This is a genomic window from Megalodesulfovibrio gigas DSM 1382 = ATCC 19364, from assembly GCF_000468495.1.
Lineage (GTDB): Bacteria > Desulfobacterota > Desulfovibrionia > Desulfovibrionales > Desulfovibrionaceae > Megalodesulfovibrio > Megalodesulfovibrio gigas.
The window spans coordinates 2,066,110-2,088,555 of sequence record NC_022444.1; the positions used below are offsets into that span (position 1 = coordinate 2,066,110).

Below are 22,446 nucleotides of genomic sequence, written 5' to 3' on the forward strand. Positions count from 1 at the left end.
TTGAAGGGCGGAAGAACCTTTCTTTAGAAAGGTGTTCCCCCGAGAACTCCGCTCAAAGAGTACTTGCCCTATCGTCCGGCAGCCATCTCCCTGAGGCGGCGCACCCGCTCTTCGGTGGGGGGATGGGTGCTGAAGAGGGAGGCCACGCGGGACCCGGTGAACGGGTGGACGATGAACATGTGCGCCGTGGCCTCGCTGCCCGACGTCATGCCGCCGCGGGCGTTGTAGGCGGAAAGTTTTTCCAACGCCCGGGCCAGGGCCAGGGGGTTGTGCGAGAGCCGGGCGCCGGTGCTGTCTGCCAGGTATTCCCGGGAGCGGGAGATGGCCATCTGGATGAGGGTGGCGGCGATGGGCGCCAGGATGGCCAGGAGCAGGCCGGCGATGGGATTGGGGCTGTCCTCGTCGCTGTTGGAACCGAAACTGCCGAAAATGGCCGCCCACTGCGCCATGTTCGCCAGAAACATGACCACCGAAGCCAGCACGCCCGCCACGGTCTGCACCAGGATGTCCCGGTTTTTGATATGGCCGATTTCGTGGGCCAGCACGGCCTTGAGTTCATCGCGCGAGAGCAGGCCCACAATGCCTTCCGTCACGGCCACCACGCCGTTTTCCGGGTTGCGGCCCGTGGCAAAGGCGTTGGGCGCGTCGCCGGGAATGATGCACACCCGCGGCTTGGGGATGCCGGCTTCGCGGGCCAGCTCGTCCACCATCTGGTGCAGCCCCGGCGCCTCGCTGGGAGAAACTTCCCTGGCGCGGTACATGCGCAATACCAGCTTGTCGGAAAACCAATAACTGCCCACATTCATGATCAGGGCGAAGAACAGGGCGATGATGAGTCCGCCCTTGCCACCCACAGCGCCGCCGATGAACAGGATGAGCCCCGAGAGCAGGCCCAGAAGCAGCAGCGTTTTCAGTTGATTGGCCATGCCGAAAAAGACCTCCTGTCTGATGTTTACTGCATGGCATCGCCGTGCGCGCAAGGCGCATTGCGGCTTGACCCTTGACCTTCCCACAGGTAACACAAGGTTGCCCCCAGGCAAGACCCTTTCCAAGGTGTTACCATATTGTAACAAAATCGCACGGTCATGGAACACGAAATCGCCTTGCAGCAACTGATGCTCGTCTCTGAGGTGGAGACCTTGTCCGTTCCGGATTTTTTTGTCCTGAAGTTTGAACGGCGGCTGGATGCCGTGTGCAATGGCACGCCTCATGCGTTGACCGCAGCGCAACGCGCCCTGGTGCTGCAGGCCTTGCGCGAGGTGTTCAATACTGCATCGCCCGCCATGTGGTAGTGTGCGCTGCGCTGTGATGCATTGCATTGCAGGGGCAGGTGTGGTATGCTGTTCTATCTGTTCTCCATGGTAGCACATGGCGTGCTCGCTCCTGGAGATGCCGCTCCATAGCCAGACGAGGTGGCCCATGCGTATCCGGCCCATGTATTTCCCGTTTTCCGGACTCATTCTGACATTGGCCTGCCTTGCCGTGACCATGGCGCCAGGCCTGTCTGGCGAGGCCTGCGCACAGCGCGAGGACCATTTCCGTCAGGAATTCCTGGGGCTCAAGTTCGATACGGACCCGCACCTGGAAGGCCGCTGCCGTGATGGTGACTGCATGAACGGCCGTGGTACCGTGCAGTTGGAAAACGGCGCGGTGTATATCGGCGAATTCCGCGATGGCCTCAAGAATGGTCCGGCCGTGCGCATTGGCCCCACGGGAGACCGCTATCATCAGGTCTGGGAGAAGGGCGTTCTCAAATACAACAAGCGCATGTACACGCTGCAGGAAAAGGCCAGGCAGGAGCGGCAGCGGGACGACTACTCCGGCCGCCGCAAGGACGTGACCCGCAAGCGCACGGAAGACAAGGGACCAAGCATCTTCTGATGGCGTATCAGCCTATTTTTAGAACACGTTGTTTTTGAAAAAGGACATTGCGAGAGNTCATAGTGGCCTTGAATCACAATAAAAAGTCTTTAGAAAGGTTCTTCCCCCGAGACGCGTCATGGGGGCATGGGGTCAGGGATGCAGCAGGCTCACCAGTCGCTTGAATTCCATGAGGTGCTGCGTCACGTCCAGCCCCAGGCGGGGGCCATAGTAATACACGCTGGCCGCAAGGGTGGCCAGGGACAGCCCCAGCAAGAGCAGCGGCATGAGCCAGGGGCGCGTGGTGCGGCCGGATTGGCCGGACTGGCCGGACTGGCCGGCTTGGGCCATGCCGGCTCCGTGGCGACGGGCGTCGCGCAGCTTGCCAGGGGCCGTGGCGGAAGAGGAGGCCCCTGCCTCGCCGGCGGCAGACACGACTGCGCCGCCGGATTCCCGCGCGGCCGCCTTTTCCCGGGCCACTTCTTCCCGGATGCGTGAGGCCCAGGCCTCCAGGTCCACCGCCTTGAGGGTCTCTAGCTGTGCATCGCTGGAAAGGTTGATCAAGTGATGCAAGGCCGCCTTGCCCAGGCCCAGCTCCTCGGCGGCGCGGAAGGCTTCTTCGTAATCCACCACTTTGGTTTTTTTCACATACGCATTGCGGAAGGCGATGTTGCACAGGGTGTTCACCAGCCTGGGCGCACCACCGGACACGTGGGCGATGGTATCGATGGCCAGGGGACTCATGAGATCCTGCGGCGCCTGCGCCAGGGCCAGCCGGTGTTCGATGTATGCCCGGACCATGGGAGGAGACATGCGCCCCAGGTTGATGGTGGTGGAGATTCGCTGCCGCAGGGGACGCATGGCCGGATCCTCCAGGGTGGCCAGGAGTTCTTCCTGCCCGATGAGCACCACATGCACCAGCTTGTCTGCGCCTTTTTCGAAGTTGTTCATGATGCGCACGCCTTCCAGCACTTCGGCGCTCATCAGGTGCGCTTCATCCACGATGATGAGCGTCCGCTTGCCGCTGGCGTGCAGCTCCACCAGTCGTTTTACCAGATCGCGGATGATGAACAGCCGCGTCTCATAGGTGTAGGCCACGCCCAGTTCCTGGGCGACAAACATCACGAAGTCTTTGGCCGTGGCCGGCGGTTCCACCAGCCAGATGAGTTTGATGTGTTCCGGCAGTTCCCGGACCAGCATCTGGCTCAGCGTGGTTTTGCCGGTGCCGATGGGGCCGGCCACCACCAGCAAGCCGCGGCTGGTGGTGACGAAATCCTGCATGAGATCCAGTACTTCCGCATGGCGGCCATGATCGAAAAAGAAGCCGGGATCTGGTGAGTTTTCAAAGGGCAGGGCGGAAAGCCCGAAGTAATTGGTATACATGCAACCCTCCTGCCGTCTTGATGCAACGTGCTGGCCAAGACGCGGCGTCGGTCGAACATTCGTGCAGGGACTACTGCGTCACCAGCCAGATTTCCACGCGCCGGTTGCGGGAGCGGCCCTCCAGGGTATCGTTGGGGTGCGATGGTCTGCTGGCGCCGTGGGCCGCCACGACGACGGCGGCGGGCGGCAGGCCGCCTTCGACCAGGGCGTCCGCAACGGCCTTGGCCCGGTGGTAGGAGAGGTTGATGTTGTCGCCGTACTGGTCCTTTGCCGGGCCGCTCAGGGGGGAGTCGTCGGTATGGCCTTCCACACTCACGCGAGCGCCCTGGTTCTGGAGCAGGGCGGCCAGGGCCTTGGCCACCTGCGGTTTGACGGCGTCCTGCAGCACGGCCTTGCCAGGGGCAAAGGCGCCGTCCCCAAGGGCGGCCACCAGGGAACGCGCCCGCCCCTGGGCGTCTGGCTGCGGCCCGCCAAGCAGGGTGGACTCGGCAGTGGTGAGGGCCTGACGGATATCGTCCTGCAGCGAGTACAGGCGTTCGTCGAGGGCGGAGAGCTGGGAGTGGTACGTGTCGCGATCACGCAGAAAGCGGGAAATCTGCAGCTCGGACTCGGCCAGGGCGGACTCGATTTCATCCATCTCCGCCTGGGTGTTGCTTGCCGAGTGCAGGGCGTCTTCCATGCCGCGTTTGATTTCGGCCAGGGCCGCCAGCTTGTCTGCGAGCTGCTGGCGTTGGTGCTTGGCCTGGTTCAAGGTTGCTTCCATCGCGGCCAGTTGTTCCTTGGTCACCTGCTTGCCACCGCTCGCCAGTTGCAGCGACTCTGCCTCCTGACGCAGCGGCTCCAGCTCCTTGCGCTGGGCTTCCAGGGCATCGTTGATGGCCGCCTTGTCCTTGCGCAGGGCGTCGCGGGCTTTCTCGGCCTGTTCCCGTGCCGCGCGTTTTTGGACCAGGGCCGCGGCGGCGGCCTTGTGCGTCTGGGAGATGCTCCTGCGCAGGGCCTCCAGCTCGGGCGTCAAGGCCTGGCTTTGCATGCCGGCCAGAGACGCTTCCACGCGGGCGGATTCTTCCTCGGTCCGCAGCAAGGCGGCGATGGCGTCCTCCAGGCCGGCAATGTCTGCATCCTTGGCGCTCAGGGCGGCATCAAGCTCCACCAGACGGCGCTTGCTCAGGTTCTGTTGCGCGTTGATCTTTTCGATGGATTTGGCGACGGCCGCACTGCGCTCGCGCACGATCTGCAGACTGCCCATGGCCTTGCGGCTGTCGGCGACGAGGTGTTCCTGTTCGATGATCTCGTCTTCCACAGTCAGCAGGGCTTTTTCCAGGGTCTGGCGCTCCTGCTCCAGGGCGTCGAGCTGCTCACGCAGTTTGGCGGTTTGGCCGCGTTGGGAGTGCAGGGATTCCGCCCTGGCCTTCAAGGCGGCCTGTTCCGTCTGGATGGCCTCCAGGGATGCGGAGATTTCGGCAATCTGCGTGGCGTACAGGCTGCGTTTTTCGGCCAGCCTGTTCAGCTCGTCCAGCGGGGAGTCGCCAGTGTGACGGTTCCCTTGGGCAGAGGTGGCGTCGGAAAGGGTGGGCGTCTTGGTGGCGGCGGGCATCTGCAAGGCAGCCACTTTTCGAAAGACGTCGTCTGTGTCGAGGGGCGGCTCGTCAGCCGCTTCGGCCTGATGGGGCGCGGCCGCCGAAGGCGCGGCAGGCGCAGCCGCCGCGGTGGCCTCCGGCGCAGCAGAGGCGAACAGCAACGCCGTGATGTCCTGCTCCAGGGAGGCCTTGTAGACGATGAATCCCGCAGTGAGAAACAGACTGACGGACAGAACCAGAACACATTTGCGCATCATCATGTGACCCCTCGCAGAGTGCTGGAATCGCCGTTGCTGGGCGTTCCAGTCGCAGGGACGGTTGCATCAAGTGCACGTTTCCCGGTGGATGCCCGGATGCGACACGCCCCCCTGGCGTGCGCAGCGCGTGCCTTGCGAGGCGCAAGGCGATGGTGCATCCGATGCGCCGGCACGGGAAGGCGTCTTCAATATCCTGCCGAGGTGCCGCAGCAGCCGTCCTTATTTCACGCGTTCCTTCGAATGCAGCAAAAAGAACGCCATGGAGTGTGTCTCTTTTTGGTGCCAATGATGTCCATTTTTTTGCGAATTGGCAAGCGCTATTAGTCAATATACAAATTCTAGACTGCGATTGATCTTCATGCTTCGTGGTGTTGCCAGATAAATTGCTGCAGGGGATGGAATGCAGAGCAAGAAAGGCAAATGTTTACATGATGTATTGACATGCACTGCCGTGTAGAAAAAATTTTGAAAGTGCGTTGCATGTGTATCTGGAATGGCCATGATGCATGCCGGCGCACTTGCTGCGACAATACGATGAATGTGTGTGTTAAATGAATTGTCAAAACATTGTACTTTTCGAAATCATCTTTCCGTATGGTTGGTGCTTCAGTGCTGATAGGCAAAGCCCGCAGTGGATGGAAATGGATGTAGATTGTATTCTGTTGTAGTGCTCTTTATGGATGCATTATTTCTGTTGCCCTGTTGTAAAAGCACCTCAAGGTGGACAAAAACCAGTGTCTTAGAAATTTTCTAGACTTTATTCTCAATTCAATAGACTTGTGTTTGGGCGAGTATTGCAGTGGTAGATTTTTATTCAGTACGTTTTTTTGTGTAGCAAAAAAATATTTTATTGCAAAGTACAGTTTTGTACGCATAAAATTTATTTTCTGTGTTGACGCAAGAGTGAATGTCAAGGTATGCCATCACAAAGCACTCTCGGTGATCATTGATCATGGATATGTTGGGGGTCGCAGCGCGCAAGGAGTTGGCGACGGCTGCGGGGGATGGCGACTGGCTGCCCAGGCAAGCCGTGACGGCTTGGGGCTGCGTTGCAGCGTCACTCCCGGCGTTGCAGGCGGCCATGCTGCAACAGCGGCATCGCATCATGACATGCTGAAGAGGGTGGAGCGGGGGGATCCAGTCCTGCTGGGGGGCAGGTCTGCATACGTTCAGGCTCATTGCAGTTCCGGCAAGAGCGAAGGAAGGGAGACGTCATGGCGGCACAGACAATGGGGAGACTTCCGGAAGCCATCAAGGCAAAGCTCGTCAAAAACACGCGGGAAATGGCCTTGGCGGAGGGCAATCTCCTGAGCGCCGGCAAGGGCGCGCGGTCACTGTTTGTCACCAGCAGCTTCAAGGGTGAGGGAAAAACCACTGCTGCATTGTCCCTGGCTTACGGCCTCACCATCAACGGCTCTGCCACAGTGCTTCTGGTGGACGGCAATCCCACTGCCCCGTTGCTGCATCAGCTGTTTCAGGTGGAGACGGCTCCCGGGTTCACCGAGTTTCTGCAGGGCGGCGTGCAACTGGCGGATTTGATTCGCGGCACCGACGTCCGCAATCTGGCAGTCATGCCGTTTGGGTCCAGCGGACTGGAAATCAGCCATATTCTCAAGGCGAATCTGCTGCAGGAGCGACTCACGCAGCTGCAGGAGCACTTCGATTATATCATCATGGACGGCGGCCCGGTCATGAGTTCCTCAGAGGTCAACGTGCTGGCCGGCCAGTTCGACGGTGTCGTGCTGGTGGTGGAGTGCGAGAAAACCAAGTGGGAAGTGGTGCAAAGCGCTGTGGAGCGCCTGCGTCTGGTGAATGGAAAGGTGCTGGGCGTGGTGCTGAACAAGCGGCGCTACTATATTCCCGCAGCGCTGTACGGCAAAATCTAACGGCGACAGCACGGAGGAACATCATGACCATGCACCGCCGATTGTGTGTTTTCTGTCTCCTGCTTGCCGCTGTCGTGTTGAGTGTTTCCGCATGCGGACCTCGACTCGGCGATGGCCAGGAACGGGTGATGAATTCTACAACCTTCGAGCGCGACAAGGCCACCTATCCCACGCCGGACTTCATCTTTACGGAATACCGACTCAAGCCCGGCGACGTGCTGGACGTGCTCTTCCAGATTCGTACCTGGGAACTCAAGGACAAGTTCACCCTTACCGTGGATGATCTGGTGCAGGTGAAGTTCGTGGACCTGCCGGAGCTCAACGAAGAGCAGAACGTCACCCCCAACGGCTACATCTATTTGCCCTATATCGGCGGAATTCAGGTGGCTGGCCGCACTGTGGATGACGTGACCCAGGAAATCCGCGGCCGGTTCTCCTCCATCCTGCGCACGCCGGAAATCTACATCACCGTGCCGGAATTCAGTTCTCATATCCGCGAACTCAAGGCAGACCTGCACACCGCTCCCCGCGGGCTTTCCCGGCTGGTGACCATCCGGCCGGACGGCATCGTCACCTTGCCCCTTATCGGGGACGTGGCGGCCGCGAACAAGAGCATTCCTGAGCTGCACAAGGAAATTGACGTCATGTACGACAACTTCCTCACCGGCCTGCACGTGGACCTCTTTCTGGAGCAGTCCACCGGCGCAGTGGTGTACGTGATGGGTGCGGTGACCACTCCCGGATCCCTGGAGATCCGCACTCCCATTACCGTGCTGGATGCCGTGGCGCGCGCCGGCGGGCTCACCACCCAGGCCCGGCCCTCCAAGGTGGTGGTGTTCCGCAAGCCGCTGCCCAACCGCCGCGTGGAAGAACTGCCCCCGGCAGAGCAGCCCAAGCGTCTGGTGCTCTGCTGCCCGGGCAACGATGTGGAAGAACCGCCCGCACGCGTGGTGGACCCCAAGGAACAACTGCCAGACCGCACCCTCATGGCGCGCGGTTACGACCTGGAACGAGCCATGCATGGCCAGGAAGCAGGCGAACACTTCTGGCTCAAGCCGGACGACATCGTCTTCATCCCCCGGCGGGAAACAGCCAAGTGGGGCGAAATCATGCGGGAAGTGGCGGATATCTTCCTGTTCAACGGCTGGGGCATCGGTTTCGGGGCAGATCTGCTGGACGATCCGCTCCTCGACCTGGTGCCCGGCAAGTCGCAGAACTACTCCAAGTCCCCCGACGGCAGGGCAGAGCTGGAGAACAACCAGTAACACGTGCCCCTGCGCACCGGGGAGGTCGCATGCGCTGCAAAGCGCTCCCGAACCTCCCCGGCGTGCAGGAAACCGTGCAGGAATTCACGGGATGCACCCCTCCAACACCAGGCGGGTTTCAGTATGATACGCACCGAAGATTACATGCGAGAGTTCGTGCAGATCTGTTTTGCGCAAAAGCGGATCATCATCGGCACCACCATTTTGTTCACCCTGGCGGCGGCCGTCATCTGGCAGTTCTATCCCCCCACCTTTGCGGCGGATGGCTCCCTGCTGGTCAAGGGCAACCGCGTGCAGGTGGACCCCGGCACCCTGGAAAACGTGCAGGCGCGGGTGATGGAAATCACCATGCGCGAGCTGAATACGGAAAAAGAGATGCTGCTTTCGCCCGATGTTGTGGGGGAAACCATCAAGCGCATGGCCGAACAGCAGCTCTTCTTCACCGAGGCCGACACCAAAGGCGACGCCCTCAAGGAACAGGTGGGGCGAGTGCAGGGCGGCCTCACCACGGAAATCCTGCCGGAAACCAGCGTCCTCAAGGTGCGGTACATGGATAAGAATCCGCAACGCGCCCTCAAGATTCTGGAAAATCTCTTCATCCAGTACATCGGGTTCCACACCGGGGTCTATAGTCCGGCCAGTGCGGAAGGGTTCTTCAACGAGACCGCCAAAGGGTTCGATACGGAACTCAAGGCCAAGGAAGATTTGCTGGTGCAGCTCGCCAGGGATGGCAACACCGCCAATCCCATCCAGGAAATCGAAAGCAACATGCAGCTCCGGCGCATGCTGGAGCAGCAGTTGGACACCACGCGCAGCCTGTGGATAGAAAAAGACCTGTTCGTCAAGCATCTCCGGGACGTGCTGGCCTCGCAGGAAGTGCAGTTCTATGCCTTCATCGAGAACGAGTCCATCCGACTGCTGGGCGAAAAGGTGCAGACGCTGGTGCTGGAACGCGGGCAGCTGCTGCGCATCTACAGCGAGACCAGCGAGAAGGTGCGCCGTGTGGACGAGCACGTCAAATCGGCGTATGCCGCGCTGAAGTCCGAAGTGGTGGATTACACCACCAATCAGGAAACACAGCTCAACACCCTGCGCGACCAGATTGAGAGCCTTGAAGTGCGGCTTGAGGAAATCAATACCCGCAACCTCACCCTGCAGGAAACCGTCATCGCCAACCAGCGGGTGCAGCGCGAGGCAGATCTGCTCAAACTTTCGTACGACACCTTTGCCCGGCGTCGGGAAGAAGCGCGGATTTCCGGCTCCGGCGGGGATACGCTCTTCAGCGTCAGCGTGCTCTCGCGGCCGTTTTTCACCGGCGCGCCCGTGTTCCCGCGGTCCAACCTGCTGTTCGTCGGGGCGCTGGTGGGACTCATCACCGGATTTAGCCTCGGATTCTTGCGGGAATACTTTGACCACACCTTCAAAAAGCCGGAAGATGTGGCCAAGTTCGCGGATTTGCCTACAATTATGTCCATTCCAAACTGGAATGTCAAATAGACGGCGCAGGCCAACGTGTGATAGAGAGTGCGGCGCGCCCCAGCGTTTGGCGCTCCGGGCATGGGGCCGGGGGCGCGCCGGCACGTTTGCATAAGGATTGATCATGCAGCCGTATGCACCAGTCTCGCAGAGCGCCCGCCGCCCGTTCGCCACCGCCCAGGGTGTGCGCCAATTCGGGTATTCGCGGGGGTCCTTCCTTTCCATCACCCTGTTCAACATGGTGCTTTCCAGCGTCATGCTGCTGGCGGCCCTGCCCATCATGGTGGTCATCGCCATCGCCATCAAACTGCGCGATGGCGGGCCGGTGCTGTACTTCGGATCCCGGATGGGGCTGGGGGGCAAGCCGTTCAAGATGATAAAATTCCGCACCCTGCCTGTGGGGGCGGACAAGCTCATCGGCGGAGAGTTGCTCTCCCATCAGCACAAGCTCACCACCCCGTTCAGCAAGCTGCTGCGCGACACACGGCTTGATGAGCTGCCCCAGCTGGTCAACGTGCTCAAGGGCGACATGGATTTCGTGGGCCCCCGGCCAGAGCGGCCGGAAGTGTACGCCAAACTGTGCAAGCAGATTCCCAACTACGAACAGCGGTTCATGGTTCGCCCCGGGCTCATCGGCTATGCCCAGCTGTTCACCCCGCACAGCTGCCCCAAACGCATCCGGGCGTTCATCGACAACAAATATGTGCACCTCAAGCGCAGCATCATCTGGGATTTGATCATCGTCGTCTTCACCGGCGTGGTGCTTACCCGCTCGGTGTTCGTCAAGGGCGGCGCCTACTTCTGGCGCAACGCGATCAGGGCCTGGCTGCTCAAGGACTACATGGAACGCCGGGAGCTGGAACGGGTGACCCAGCGCCACGCCTCCCTGTGCATGCGGGTATTCAGCGATACCAGCGAGCTCTGCCTGGGCGATTTCACCCTGGTGGACATGAACGAAGAGTGTCTGAAAATCTATTCGGATGTGGATCTGGAAGATCAAAGCATCCGCATTTACAGGCTGGGCAACGTCTCCCGCCGCCTGGGCAAGAAAAAACGCAAGCGCTGCACCGTGATGGGAGAGGTGGTCCGCAAGCGTGAGCTGCCCGATGCAGAACTGCGCTTCGTGTACATCATTCGCTACAAGCCCATCAGCCAGCTTAATCAGTACCTGGTGGACCAATACTTCCTGCACAAGAGCATCGTGTAGCCATGGCCCAACATCCGCCAGCGCCACGCTTCGCCATCGTCATTCCCTGCTGGAACGAGGCCGCCAACCTCGCCGCCTGCGTGGGCTCCATCCGGGCTGCCGCGGCCGACCGGCATGCCGTGGAAATCATCCTGGTGGACAACGGCTCCACCGACGGCTCCCAGGCCATTGCCCGGAAGCTGGGGGTGCAGGTGCTGGAGAACACCAACGGCCGGCGCGTGGCCATCGCCGCCCTGCGCAATCGTGGCGCCGCCGCCAGTTGTGGGGAGATTCTGTGTTTTCTGGATGCAGACATGCGGGTGCCGCCTCGCTGGTTGGATGCGGTGGATGCCGCATACGCCGCCGGCCTTACTGGCCTGCTGGGCTTTGTGGAAACCACGCCGCAGGACGCGGCGGTTCCCTGGGTGGCCCGCATCTGGGGGGAACGCTATGTGCTGCGTCGCGCCGGCGTGCGGGACGTGGACTTTCTGCCCGGCCGCAACATGAACATCCCCCGCGCCGCCTTTGCCGTCCTGGGCGGGTTCGACGAGACGCTGCACACCAGCGAAGACAAAGATCTGACCCTGCGCGCCAGAGATGCCGGCCTGGGGGCGATCTCCTCAGATGCCGTCGTACTCGTGCACACCGGCCATGAAAAAAGTGTGTCCGAGTTCGTGCGCAAGGAATTCTGGCGACAGGGCGGCAGCCTGGCCTTTGCCAGAAAGCACCGCTTTCGCAGCCGCACCCTGCGGCAGCCGTTGATGGCGGCCGGGCATCTGTGGTGTCTGGTGGTCATGCTGGCCTGCGTCCTGGGGCTGGGCACGGCGCAGGGCATGGCCTGGCTGGGGCTTCTGTGGCTGGCTCCGTCCGTGGTGTCCGTCTGGTCCGGTCCGGCCCGGCGCAAGCCCTGGCTGGCGCTGCAGCTCACTGTCCTGGAGTTCCTCCGCTGGAACGTGGCCGGCGTGGCCCTGGCCCGGCAGCTTGTCCAGGAATTCAACCCGGTGAAACGCTGATCTCGTGTCCAAAGACGCCCCCCCAGTCATCCGGCAGTTGGAGTCCTTCGAGGACGCCCGACCCCTGGCCGCCGCCTGGGATGCCCTGGTGGCCCGCGCCGGCGGGCACATCTTCATGACCTACGACTGGTTGCGGTGCTGGTGGGAGCACTTTGGCGCGGAGGATTCCCTGCGTCTGCTGGTGCTGGAATCTGCAGAAGGCGATTTGCTGGGCTTTGCGCCGTGGTACGTCACCCGCCGCAGGCATGTCGGGATGCACCTGCGCACCCTGTGCCTTGTGGGCGATCACGATGCCGGCGGCGATTTTCTGGGGATGATCCTCCAACCCGGACAGGAGCGGCTTGCCAGGCTGTGCATGGAACACCTGTGGCAGCAGGGAGACTGGGATCTGCTGGAATACGGCAACGCCGCGGCCGGGGATCTGCCCCTGACGCATCTGCGGCACTGGCTGTTCGCCAATGACGTGCCGTTCCACCTGCACCACTGCCACATCTGCCCCGTGCTGACGGTGCGGCCGGCCACGGTGGAGACCTTCCGGGCCATGCCGGACGTGGTGTACAAGAAGATCATCCTCAAGGACCGTGATCGCTTTGCCAAAAAGCACGGCATGCGCATGCACCGTGCCGATGCCGAATCCCTGCCGGCGGATCTGGCGCGATTCTTCGAACTCCATGCCGCCCGCTGGGACGCCCTGGGGCAGACAAGCTCCTTTGCCGAGCCCCGGCGGCGCAGCTTTTTCGAGCACACCGCCGCCACCTGCATGGCCCTGGGCCGGCTGCGGCTCTTCGGCATGCTGGTGGACGGGCAGATGGAGGCCATGGAGTTTGGTCTTGCCTTCGCCGGCAAGCAGTATTTCCTCCAGTCGGGCCGCAGCGAGGCCGGCTCCAAGGTCAAGGCCGGGAACATGCTGCAGATGGAAATCATCGAAGCGTCCCTGGGCGAGATCGAGGAATTCCATTTCCTGTGGGGCGACGAGCCGTACAAATACCAGACCGGTGCCGTCCCGCGCATGACGATCACCCTGCAGGCCGCCCGTACTGCCCGCGGCCGGCTGGCCCTGGCCGCCGCACAATGCCGGACCGCCGCCAAGGCCCTGGCGCGTTGCCTCCTCTCCCGCTGACCTGGCCTGTCGCCTCGTTGCGGAGAATGACAGGATAGGCTAGACTGCCGCTATTCTTCAATCACCTTAAATTCTGCAAGGTCTGTCCATGCTTGGGAATGTGAAGCTCTTCGGCAAGATGTCGCGCGCTGCCTGCCTTGGCGTGCTTGCGTTGTGCGCCACCGCCTGCGCCATGTTCGATACGCTGCCCCAGGCAGTGCAATTCACCATGGTGGAGCCCGGCGTCCGGAAAACGGTTCCCCTTGATTCGGAATTCGGCACCGCGGGGTGGTTTGAGCAATACGACGCCGAAACCGACGGCTGGTATCAGGTCAAACGCGGGCCGGACGGTGCGTGGGTGCGGACGTATCGGGGCGAGCAGGCATACAAGGAAGCGCTCGAAAAGCTGCGTGAAAAATCTTCCGCCGCGCCTGCGCCCTCCGGTCGCGACGTTTCCGGTCTGGCCTGAGCCGACGCATGCGGCTCCCGGCGACAACGCGCCGGGAGGCCCGCATGCCGGGCGGGTGCCGACAGGATCGATTTTGCAAGGAGACTGGCGTGCACATGGCGCTGCCTCGTTCCTGGATCCTCGGCATCCTCCTCTGCACGGCAGGCCTGACGGCCTGTCTGTGGTGGATGGATGGTGATACCCTGCGAATGGCCCTTTCGGCGAATGCCTCGCCGCGGGTGGTGCGTCTGGTCTCCCTGGAGTGGCCGCCGTATGTCGGGGAGCAGTTGCCGGGCCAGGGCGCTTCCGCCATGGTGCTGCGCAAGGCGTTGGCCGCTGCGGGCCTGGAGCTGCACATAGAGTTCATGCCCTGGGCCAGGGTGCTGGAAACTGTGCGCGCCGACACATCCTATCTTGGCTATTTTCCTGAATATTATACGGAAGCCCAGGAAGATTTGTTCCTGTTCTCCCAGCCCATGGGTGCAAGCGTCCTGGCCTTTGCCGAACAGAGAGCCCGGCCCGTGCCCTGGGCACGGCTGGAGCAGCTGGCCCCGTACCGGGTGGGGGTGGTGCAGGGCTATGTGAATTCCCGGGAGTTCGACGCCCTGGTGGCCGCAAACGTGCTCCAGACCGAACCCGTGGTGGACGACCGCACCAACCTGCGCAAACTGGCCTCGGGGCGGCTGCGTCTGGCCGTCATTGATGTCATGGTCTTCAACTATCTGCTTGCCTTGGATCCTTCCCTCACCCCCCTGGCCGGCACGCTCCGGCTGCAGGAACAACGCCTCGAAGAAAAGACCCTGCATGTCTGCCTGCGCAAGGGGCCCGCGGGGGAGGCCGTCCTCCGCGCCCTGAACAGCGCCCTGGCAGGCCTGGACATTCATGCCGAGCAGGCCGCCGCCCTGGCGGCCATGACGCCTTCCTCCTCCTCGCACTGATTTCGTCGCCCGTTCCCTCACCTTGCCGCGCAGATGGCGTCTTGTCAGAATTCCCCGCTTGACAAGTATCCATATCCTGCTTATTTTGAACATATGCTCATAAAGGATGCACGCACATGCCCAGACCACGAAAATGTCGCCGCATAGGCCATAGGCCATCGCCCCGTCGCCACCCTGTACAAGCCCCAGGGCGTGCCTGGCGGCCTGCTCAAGGGAGTGGTGTTGCCGCTGGAGGGGTTGGAGGCCATGCGCCTGGTGGACGATCTGGGCCTGGATCAGGAAACAGCCGCGGCGCAGATGGGCGTTTCCCGGCCCACCCTGGGGCGAATGCTGTCCCAGGCGCGGGGGCTGGTGGCCCGGGCGCTGGCGTCGGGCTGGGCCATCCGCATTGAGCAGGAAGACGGGCAGGACGGGCAGGACGGGCAGATGTCGGAGTCGTCCCCGTGCGAGACGGGAGCGCCGCCGCATGGCTGCCGGCGGCGGGCATGCTGCGCCCGGGCTGCAGCCATGTTGCATCCAATCGAACCAACAGAACACGAGGAGCAGGAGTCATGAAAGGATTCGGCAACGGCAATCGGTGTGGCAGAGGCCAAGGACAGGGCAGAGGCCAAGGACAGGGCAGAGGCCAAGGACAGGGCAGAGGCCAGGGCATGGGTCGCACGGCGCAGTGGGAACCAATCGCCCCGGAGACGACCCTGCCGGCGACAGCCGAGCAGGTGCCCGCCCAACAACAGGCCGGCCAGGGCATGCAGCGCCGCCGACGCGATGGGTCCTGCATGCGCGGCGCATCCCAGGCCTGAGCGGTTTCGTGTGATCAGGATGTGGAAAAAATCCCCAACTTGCAGGTTGGGGATTGACAGTCTCCCCAATGGGGCATATCTGCTCATTTGAGCAAAATGGAGGAAGACATGCCCAGGCCCAGACAATGTCGGCTGGTGCAGGCCGCCCCCAAGACCGTGTGCTTCAAGCCGCAAGGCACGCCCCTGCGGGAGCTGGTGGAAGTGTACCTCCCTGTGGAATGCTTCGAGGCGCTGCGTCTGGCAGACCACGAAGGCCTGACCATGGAGGAGGCCGCCGCCCAAATGCAGGTGTCCCGGCACACCTTTGGCCGTATCCTGGCCCAGGCCCGCAAGGCCCTGGCCACGGCCCTGGTGGAAGGGCATGCCCTGCGCATTGAGGGTGGAGAATATCAACTGGCGTCGGTATGCGATGCTTGCGTGGCCGCCCAGGCCGCCCAGGTTGTCCGGACCATTCCGGAACATGCCGCACCACAGGAGCAAAATATGCAACGCATTGCAGTCACAGCAGAGGGTCCGGGTCTGGATGGTCTTGTGGATCCCCGTTTCGGCCGCGCCGCCGGCTTTGTGGTGGTGGACGCCGCCACCATGGCCGCGGAATACGTGGACAACGGCGCCTCGCAGACCCTTTCCCACGGCGCAGGCATCAACGCCGCCCAGGTGCTGGCCAAGTCCGGCGCGGGCGTGCTGCTCACGGGATATGTGGGCCCCAAGGCCTTCCAGGCCCTGCAGGCCGCGGGCATCAAGGTGGGGCAGGATCTGGAGGGCCTCACCGTGCGTCAGGCCGTGCAACGTTTTCTGGACGGGCAGGTCCCCATGGCTGCCGGTCCCAACAAATAGGGCGGGGCGAATGATTCTCGCCATCGCCAGCGGCAAGGGCGGCGCCGGCAAAACCACTGTCGCCGCCTCCCTTGTCAGCGTATGGGACACGCCCTGCGCGGCCGTGGATCTGGATGTGGAAGAGCCAAACCTCCACCTCTTCCTCAACCCGACCCTCGCCGCGCGCACGCCCGTGCCCATGCGCGTGCCCGTGGCGGATATGAGCCGCTGCACCCGCTGCGGCGCCTGTGCGGAGTTGTGCCGCTTCAAGGCTGTGGCCCTGCTGGGGCAGACGCTGATGGTCTTCCCGGAAATGTGCCATGGCTGCGGCGGCTGCTTTGCCGTGTGTCCGGCAGATGCGCTGCAGGAAGGGCAACGGGAACTGGGCGTGCTGGAGGAGGGTCGGGTGGCAGATCTGGAGCAGCAGACCGGCCAGCCCCGGCCCTTCCTCATGGGTCGGCTCCGGGTGGGCGAGGCCATGAGCCCACCGCTTATGCGCGCGGTGAAGCATCGGCTGCGGGAGGTGCTGGACGGCAGCAGCCTGGCCGGCAGTGGCATGGACGCCATCATCGACGGCCCCCCCGGGGTGAGCTGCCCGGCCATGCAGGCCGTAATGGACAGCGACGCCGTGCTGCTGGTGGCGGAATCCACCCCCTTTGGCGTGCACGATTTCGCCCTGGCGCTGGAAGCCTTTGCCCCGTTGCAAAAGCCCATGGGCGTGGTGATCAACCGCGCCGGCCTGGGGGACGACTCCGTGCGTCGCCTGTGCGAGGAACAGGGACTGCCGATTCTGGCGGAGATCCCGCACGAGCGGGCCATTGCCGAGCATTACGCCCGGGGCGGCCGGGTCAGTGAACTGTCCGAGTCGCACGCGGCCATGTTCCGCACCCTCCGGGACGCCATCCGCACCCGGCTTGTTCCCATGTCCGAAGGAGGCAGCCATGGCCGAAGTGCGTGAAGTCGTGGTTCTCAGCGGCAAGGGTGGCACGGGCAAAACGTCCATCACCGCCGCCTTTGCCCATCTGGCCCGCAAGTCCATCCTCTGCGACCTGGATGTGGATGCCCCGGATCTGCACATCCTGCTGCAGCCGTCCATCCTGGAGACGCAGGATTTCGTCTCCGGCGAGGAAGCCCGCATCGATGCCGAGGCCTGTACCGGCTGCGGCATCTGCCGGGATCGCTGCGCCTTTGACGCGGTGACGGAGCAGGACGGGGTATTCGCCATCGATCCCCTGCGCTGCGAGGGCTGCATGGTGTGTCTGGCCCTGTGCCCGGCCGGGGCGGTGATTTCCGAGCCCAGGCACTGCGGGGTGCGGCATTTGAGCTCCACGCGGTTTGGCCCGCTGGTGCATGCCCGGCTGTTCCCGGGGCAGGAAAATTCCGGCCGGCTGGTAGCGCTGCTGCGCGCCCAGGCCCGGGAGGTGGCGGCGGCGCACTGTTGCGGGCTGATCCTCAGCGACGGCTCGCCCGGCATCGGGTGTCCGGTCATCAGTTCCCTTACCGGGGCAGACATGGCCGTGATCGTCAGCGAGCCCACGCCCTCGGGCCGGCACGATCTGGAGCGGGTGGCCGCCCTGAGCGGGCATTTTCGCATCCCCGTGGGCGTCATCATCAACAAATATGATCTGAACCCCCAGGCTGCCCTGGAAATGGGCGCCTGGTGCCGCGGGCAGGGGCATCGCGTGCTGGCGCATCTGCCCTTCGACGAAACCGTGGTCCAGGCCATGCTGCAGGGCAAGGCGGTGACGGAATGCGCCGCCGCGGCCATCACGCCGCCCCTGGTGGACGCCTGGGAACATGTGGAATCTTTTTTGAAAACCCTGCCACCCGCCGCCCGGAACACCCGCAGCGGCGGCCTTCTGGAGCGTATGTCATGAGCGCGATCCGCATCGCTGTTCCCTCTGCCCTGCCTGGCGGCCTTGATGCCGCCGTGGGCGAACACTTTGGTCATTGCGATATCTACACCATCATCACCGCCCAGGACGGCGCCGTGCAGGCCGTGGAGACGCTGGAAAACATGCCCCACGTGCAGGGCGGCTGCATGGCGCCGGTGAATCATCTCGCCTCCAACGGCGTGCAGGTGCTCATTGCCGGCGGCATGGGCATGCGCCCGCTCATGGGCTTTCAGCAGGTGGGCATCACCGTGTTCCACGGCGCGGGCGCACCCAGCGTGGGCCATGCGGTGCAGGCCTTGCTGGAAGGAGCCCTGCGGCCATTCGCACCGGAAGCCACCTGCGGTGGCGGCTGTTCGTGAACGAGGTTGTCTTTTCGCCCATTGGCGTGCTCAGGACACCGCATCTGCGGCCCGAGTCCATGCCCATTCAGCCGGCAGGAGCCCGCGGCGTGCGCGGAGAAGCGCTGCTTGCCCCCCACGTGGGGGACGGGCTCCTGCATCTGGACGGCTTCAGTCATTTGATTCTGCTGTATGTCTTCCACGAGGTCGGCCCGGCCAAACTGCGGGTGACGCCGTTTCTGGACTCCCAGGCCCACGGCGTCTTTGCCACCCGCGCGCCGTGCCGGCCCAATCCCATCGGCCTTTCGGTGGTGCGGCTGCTGGGTGTGGAGCAAGACAGGTTGCTGCTTGAGGATGTGGATATGCTGGACGGTTCCCCCCTGTTGGATATAAAACCCTTTGTCCCGTCATTCGACGTGCCTGTGGATGCCGTGCGCATCGGCTGGCTGGCCGCAAGCCACGACGCAGCCGAGGCGGCACGATCCGACGCCAGGTTTCAGCACGGATAATCAAGGCGGGAGCAAGGAGTGTCCGCGCATGTCCCACGATGTCCCGAGTGAAGAAGAATTGGCTTCGTTGCCGTATCAGTTGCTGGAGAAGCTCGCCTCCCGCCGCCACATGGGGTTGCTGCCCGAGCCGGACGGCATTGCCGAGATGACCGGCTCCTGCGGCGATTCCATGCTGGTGCAACTGCGCATGGACGGCAACGTGATCCGAGAGATGCAGGCCCTGGTCCGCGGGTGCCTGTATACCACTGCCTGCGCCACAGCCCTGGGGGATATGGTGGTGGGCAAGACCGTGGAAGAAGCCCTCTGGATTGAGCCGGAACACCTGGATGAAAGCCTGGGCGGCCTGCCGGAGGATCATCTGCACTGCGCCAGACTGGCGCTGAACACCCTGGGGGAGGCCATCTCCTCCTGGCAGGGCGGGGTCATGCAGGCCAGCGCGCCCCGGAGGTCCAATCCCATGACGAGTACAATTCTGGTGGCCACATCCCGCCTGCCGGATCTGGCCGAGTTCCTTCAGGGCCTGGGCAGCAGCGGCAAGGCCCTGCGCCACGTGGAAAGCGGTGCCGCCGCCCTGGCCGTGGCCGCAGATACGCCGCCGCAGCTCATCGTCTTTGATCATGTCCTGCCAGACGGCAACCCCCTGGAGTTTGCCGGCAAGCTGCTGCAGATCAATGCACTGATCAACGCCGCGGTCATGGATCCGCGGGACGAAGAGGCGTTTCACGAGGCGTCCGAGGGCCTGGGGCTCCTGGGACACCTGCCCCTGCAGCCCGACGAGGCCGACGGGCGCGCCCTGGTGGCCCGCCTGGCGCAGGTGCTGGGAGAGTAGAGAATACCCTTGAAAAAGATCTGTGCGAGAGGGGAACCCTTTTGAAAAAGGNAGGTTTTCCCCCGAGAGTTCTTTTCAAAAACAACGTGCTCTACGCGTCGTCGGTCAGCACCATGTCGCGGGCGGCTTTGGTTTCATCCAGGCGGCCCACGGGGGTGGTGTGCGGGGCGTGCTGCAGGAAGGCGGGATCCGTCCCGGCCAGGGAGAGGATCTCGATGAGATCATCCACAAACTGGTCCATGGTCTCGCGGCTTTCGGTCTCCGTGGGCTCAAACATCAGGCATTCCTTGACGATGAGCGGGAAGTAGACCGTGGGGGCGTGGTGGCCTTTGTCCAGCAGGGCCTTGGCCACATCCAGGGCCTTGACGCCCTGTTTGGCCTGGGCCACGGCCGAGGCCACGAATTCGTGCATGCACAGGCGGTCGTGGGGAATCTCCACATGGGATTCCAGACGCTTGCGCATGTAGTTGGCGTTCAGTACGGCATATTCGCTCACGCGGGTCAGGCCTTCGCGGCCCTGGCGCAGGATATAGGCATACGCCTTCAGCACCACGCCGAAGTTGCCGTAAAAGGGCGCCATGTATCCGATGGACTTGGGGTAGTCGTAGTCCAGGAACAGGCGGCCGTCCTTGAGTTTGACCACACGGGAGACGGGCAGGAAGGGGGTCAGGCGTTCGGCCACGCCCACCGGTCCTGCGCCCGGGCCGCCGGCGCCGTGGGGGGTGGCGAAGGTCTTGTGCAGGTTCAGGTGTACGACGTCGAAGCCCACGTCGCCCACGCGCATCTTGCCCAGGATGGCGTTGAGGTTGGCGCCGTCGTAATAGAGCAGGGCGTCTTTGGCGTGGGTGAGGGCGACGATGCGCTCCAGATGGCGTTCAAAGAGCCCCAGGGTGTTGGGGCAGGTCATCATCACCGCGGCCACGTCGTCGTCCAGGGCATTTTCGAGGTGCTCGGGATCGATCATGCCGTCCACGGAGGCGATGTTCACCACATCATAGCCGGCCAGGGCGGCGGTGGCGGGGTTGGTGCCGTGGGCGGAATCCGGGCAGATGACCTTGGTTTTTTTGTTGCCCTTGTCCCGATGGTAGGCCGCGATGCACATGACGCCGGTAAGCTCGCCGTGGGCCCCGGCCATGGGATGCAGGGTGAAGGCAGCCATGCCCGTGATTTCGCACAGGAGCTGCTCGGTCTCGTACATCACCTCAAGCGCGCCCTGGGTAAAGTGCCCGGCCCCGCGCAGCTGGGCCATGAGGGGATGCAGTTTGGTGAAGCCGTCCAGGCTGGCCACGTGTTCCATGAAGCGCGGATTGTACTTCATGGTGCAGGAGCCCAGGGGATAGAAGTTGGTATCCACGCCGAAGTTGCGGCGGGAAAGCTCGCTCACGTGGCGCATGACGTCCAGTTCCGAGACTTCGGGCAGCCGTGGTGCGGCCGGGCGCAGCAGGTCCTGCGGCAGATGCGCGGCCGCCGGCGCTGCCGGCGCGTCTGGCATGAGGCCCTGACGTCCGGGGATGGATTTGGCGAAGATGGTTTTCACAGCAAGCCTCCCACCATTTCTGCCAGGTGGCCAATCTGCTCCCGGCTGGTCTTTTCGGTGCAGGCCACCAGCAGGACGTTGTCCATCCCGGCAAAGTAGCCGCCCAGGGGGAAGCCGGGCACCAGGCCGCGGCTGGCGCATTTGTCCACCACCTCGTGGGCGTTCCGGGGCAGCACCACGGCGAATTCGTTGCCGAAGGGCGCATCGGACAGCAGGCGCACCCCGGGCAGGGCTGCCAGACGGGCGGCGGCGTAGTGGGCCTTGTCCACGGCGTCTTCGGCCATGCGGGCCAGCCCCTGGGGACCAAGCACGCACAGGGTGACGTATGCGCGGAAGGCGCACAGCGCCTGGTTGGAGCAGATGTTCGAGGTGGCCTTGGCCCGGCGGATGTGCTGCTCGCGCGCCTGCAGGGTGAGCACGTAGCCCGTGCGGCCCTGGTGGTCCACGGTGCGGCCGACGATACGGCCGGGCATCTGGCGGACGATCTCCCGTGTGCAGGTCATGATGCCCAGGTACGGCCCGCCAAAGGAGAGGGGCAGCCCCAGGCTCTGGCCTTCGGCCACGGCCACGTCGGCCCCCATCTGGCCGGGCGTCTTGAGGATGGATTGCAGCACCGGATAGCAGGTCAGCACGCTCACGGCGCCCTTGGCCTTGGCCTGGGCGAAGAGGGCAGTGTAGTCGTGGATGGTGCCGAAAAAGGTGGGGTTCTGCACCACCACGGCGGCGGTTTTGTCGTCAATGGCCGCCAGCAGCGCCTGCATGTCGGAAACACCGCCGCCGTGGGGCACGGTGGCCAGCTCCAATTGCAGGTTGGTGGTGTAGGTGGCCAGCATGGTGCGGTAAATGGGCGAGAGACTCTCATCCACCACAATGCGGGATCGTTTGGTGGCGCGCACGGCCATCATGCAGGCCTCAAACAGGGCTGAGCCGCCATCGTACACGCTGGCGTTGGCGCAATCCATGTCCAGGAGCCGGCTGACCGCAGTCTGATATTCGAAGATGGCCTGCAAGGTGCCCTGGGAGGCCTCGGCCTGGTAGGGCGTATAGGCGGTGAGAAATTCGCCGCGGGAGGAAAGGGCATCCACGATGGCCGGGATGTGGTGGTCGTAGAACCCGCCACCCAGAAAGCTGACCACGTCCGTCTTGTTGGCGCGGGCCAGTTCTTCCAGACGGGCGCACACGGCGCGCTCGCTCATGCCAGGGGGCAGGTTGAAGGACTTGGGCCGCATGGAGGCGGGAATATCCTGGAAGAGCGCTTCCAGCGATTCAACGCCCACCACCTTGAGCATCTCTTGCGTCTGCTCCGGAGTATGGGGGATGTATGGCATGCAGGT

23 protein-coding genes are annotated in these 22,446 nt (G+C 63.3%); 18 read left to right on the forward strand and 5 right to left on the reverse strand.

The features are described 5' to 3' along the window. Positions 1-68 precede the first annotated feature (68 nt). Complete coding sequence (locus DGI_RS09035) at positions 69-926, reverse strand: zinc metalloprotease HtpX (protein ID WP_021760613.1); 858 nt, start codon at positions 924-926, stop codon at positions 69-71. Between the two features lie 159 nt (positions 927-1,085). Here DGI_RS09035 and DGI_RS09040 point away from each other — a divergent pair, with 159 nt between their 5' ends. Together DGI_RS09040 and DGI_RS09045 are read left to right on the forward strand one after the other, a co-directional pair. Further along, complete coding sequence (locus DGI_RS09040) at positions 1,086-1,292, forward strand: hypothetical protein (RefSeq protein WP_021760614.1); 207 nt, start codon at positions 1,086-1,088, stop codon at positions 1,290-1,292. Between the two features lie 127 nt (positions 1,293-1,419). After that, positions 1,420-1,881 (forward strand): hypothetical protein, encoded by a 462-nt coding sequence (locus DGI_RS09045; protein WP_021760615.1) that lies wholly within the window; start codon positions 1,420-1,422, stop codon positions 1,879-1,881. Positions 1,882-2,013: 132 nt separating this feature from the next. On the opposite strand, the gene DGI_RS09050 is transcribed toward DGI_RS09045, so the two are convergent. Both DGI_RS09050 and DGI_RS09055 read right to left on the reverse strand, forming a co-directional pair. After that, positions 2,014-3,243 (reverse strand): ExeA family protein, encoded by a 1,230-nt coding sequence (locus tag DGI_RS09050; protein ID WP_021760617.1) that lies wholly within the window; start codon positions 3,241-3,243, stop codon positions 2,014-2,016. 70 nt (positions 3,244-3,313) lie between these two features. Further along, positions 3,314-5,080 carry an OmpA family protein gene (locus DGI_RS09055; RefSeq protein ID WP_027192821.1) on the reverse strand — a complete coding sequence of 589 codons (1,767 nt, stop codon included), beginning with the start codon at positions 5,078-5,080 and terminating at the stop codon, positions 3,314-3,316. A gap of 1,211 nt (positions 5,081-6,291) precedes the next feature. On the opposite strand from DGI_RS09055, the gene DGI_RS09060 reads away from it, so the two are divergent. The 16 genes from DGI_RS09060 to DGI_RS17180 all read left to right on the forward strand — a co-directional run bounded on the left by DGI_RS09060 (position 6,292) and on the right by DGI_RS17180 (position 19,575). Then, positions 6,292-6,963, forward strand: coding sequence for a CpsD/CapB family tyrosine-protein kinase (locus DGI_RS09060; RefSeq protein ID WP_021760622.1), 672 nt, complete (start codon positions 6,292-6,294; stop codon positions 6,961-6,963). A 128-nt stretch (positions 6,964-7,091) separates the two neighbouring features. Beyond that, positions 7,092-8,228: a polysaccharide biosynthesis/export family protein gene (locus DGI_RS17170; RefSeq protein ID WP_051286228.1), complete on the forward strand. Its 1,137-nt coding sequence runs from the start codon at positions 7,092-7,094 to the stop codon at positions 8,226-8,228. Positions 8,229-8,351: 123 nt separating this feature from the next. Next, positions 8,352-9,725 carry a GumC family protein gene (locus tag DGI_RS09070; RefSeq protein ID WP_021760626.1) on the forward strand — a complete coding sequence of 458 codons (1,374 nt, stop codon included), beginning with the start codon at positions 8,352-8,354 and terminating at the stop codon, positions 9,723-9,725. A 103-nt stretch (positions 9,726-9,828) separates the two neighbouring features. Beyond that, positions 9,829-10,911: a sugar transferase gene (locus tag DGI_RS17175; protein WP_021760628.1), complete on the forward strand. Its 1,083-nt coding sequence runs from the start codon at positions 9,829-9,831 to the stop codon at positions 10,909-10,911. Positions 10,912-10,913: 2 nt separating this feature from the next. Continuing rightward, positions 10,914-11,903 carry a glycosyltransferase gene (locus tag DGI_RS09080; protein WP_021760630.1) on the forward strand — a complete coding sequence of 330 codons (990 nt, stop codon included), beginning with the start codon at positions 10,914-10,916 and terminating at the stop codon, positions 11,901-11,903. 4 nt (positions 11,904-11,907) lie between these two features. Further along, entirely contained in the window at positions 11,908-13,023 is a 1,116-nt protein-coding gene (locus DGI_RS09085; protein WP_021760632.1) for a GNAT family N-acetyltransferase, read from the forward strand. Between the two features lie 88 nt (positions 13,024-13,111). Then, positions 13,112-13,471 carry a hypothetical protein gene (locus tag DGI_RS09090; protein ID WP_021760634.1) on the forward strand — a complete coding sequence of 120 codons (360 nt, stop codon included), beginning with the start codon at positions 13,112-13,114 and terminating at the stop codon, positions 13,469-13,471. 95 nt (positions 13,472-13,566) lie between these two features. Beyond that, on the forward strand, positions 13,567-14,388 hold the full coding sequence (locus tag DGI_RS09095) for a substrate-binding periplasmic protein (protein ID WP_158407309.1): 822 nt from the start codon (positions 13,567-13,569) through the stop codon (positions 14,386-14,388). 150 nt (positions 14,389-14,538) lie between these two features. Beyond that, positions 14,539-14,943 carry a DUF134 domain-containing protein gene (locus DGI_RS09100; protein WP_081696694.1) on the forward strand — a complete coding sequence of 135 codons (405 nt, stop codon included), beginning with the start codon at positions 14,539-14,541 and terminating at the stop codon, positions 14,941-14,943. 95 nt (positions 14,944-15,038) lie between these two features. Beyond that, positions 15,039-15,188: a hypothetical protein gene (locus DGI_RS18880; RefSeq protein ID WP_021760639.1), complete on the forward strand. Its 150-nt coding sequence runs from the start codon at positions 15,039-15,041 to the stop codon at positions 15,186-15,188. Positions 15,189-15,296: 108 nt separating this feature from the next. After that, positions 15,297-16,025 (forward strand): DUF134 domain-containing protein, encoded by a 729-nt coding sequence (locus tag DGI_RS09110; RefSeq protein ID WP_021760641.1) that lies wholly within the window; start codon positions 15,297-15,299, stop codon positions 16,023-16,025. A gap of 10 nt (positions 16,026-16,035) precedes the next feature. Continuing rightward, positions 16,036-16,962 (forward strand): nucleotide-binding protein, encoded by a 927-nt coding sequence (locus DGI_RS09115; protein WP_021760643.1) that lies wholly within the window; start codon positions 16,036-16,038, stop codon positions 16,960-16,962. Next, on the forward strand, positions 16,955-17,881 hold the full coding sequence (locus DGI_RS09120) for an ATP-binding protein (protein WP_051286230.1): 927 nt from the start codon (positions 16,955-16,957) through the stop codon (positions 17,879-17,881). Before DGI_RS09115 ends, DGI_RS09120 begins: the two co-directional genes overlap by 8 nt. Continuing rightward, entirely contained in the window at positions 17,878-18,258 is a 381-nt protein-coding gene (locus tag DGI_RS09125) for a NifB/NifX family molybdenum-iron cluster-binding protein (RefSeq protein WP_021760646.1), read from the forward strand. The genes DGI_RS09120 and DGI_RS09125 overlap by 4 nt, the downstream gene beginning before the upstream one ends. Further along, the gene (gene tsaA, locus DGI_RS09130; protein WP_021760647.1) at positions 18,255-18,746 is read left to right on the forward strand and encodes a tRNA (N6-threonylcarbamoyladenosine(37)-N6)-methyltransferase TrmO; all 492 of its coding nucleotides are present in this window, start codon (positions 18,255-18,257) and stop codon (positions 18,744-18,746) included. The genes DGI_RS09125 and tsaA overlap by 4 nt, the downstream gene beginning before the upstream one ends. Positions 18,747-18,774: 28 nt before the next feature. Beyond that, complete coding sequence (locus tag DGI_RS17180; protein ID WP_051286223.1) at positions 18,775-19,575, forward strand: iron-sulfur cluster assembly scaffold protein; 801 nt, start codon at positions 18,775-18,777, stop codon at positions 19,573-19,575. 91 nt (positions 19,576-19,666) lie between these two features. Here DGI_RS17180 and gcvPB read toward each other — a convergent pair whose 3' ends face one another. Next, positions 19,667-21,112, reverse strand: a complete 1,446-nt coding sequence (gcvPB, locus tag DGI_RS09145) for an aminomethyl-transferring glycine dehydrogenase subunit GcvPB (RefSeq protein ID WP_021760649.1) — start codon at positions 21,110-21,112, stop codon at positions 19,667-19,669. After that, positions 21,109-22,440, reverse strand: coding sequence for an aminomethyl-transferring glycine dehydrogenase subunit GcvPA (gene gcvPA / locus DGI_RS09150; RefSeq protein ID WP_021760650.1), 1,332 nt, complete (start codon positions 22,438-22,440; stop codon positions 21,109-21,111). Before gcvPA ends, gcvPB begins: the two co-directional genes overlap by 4 nt. Positions 22,441-22,446 lie beyond the last annotated feature (6 nt).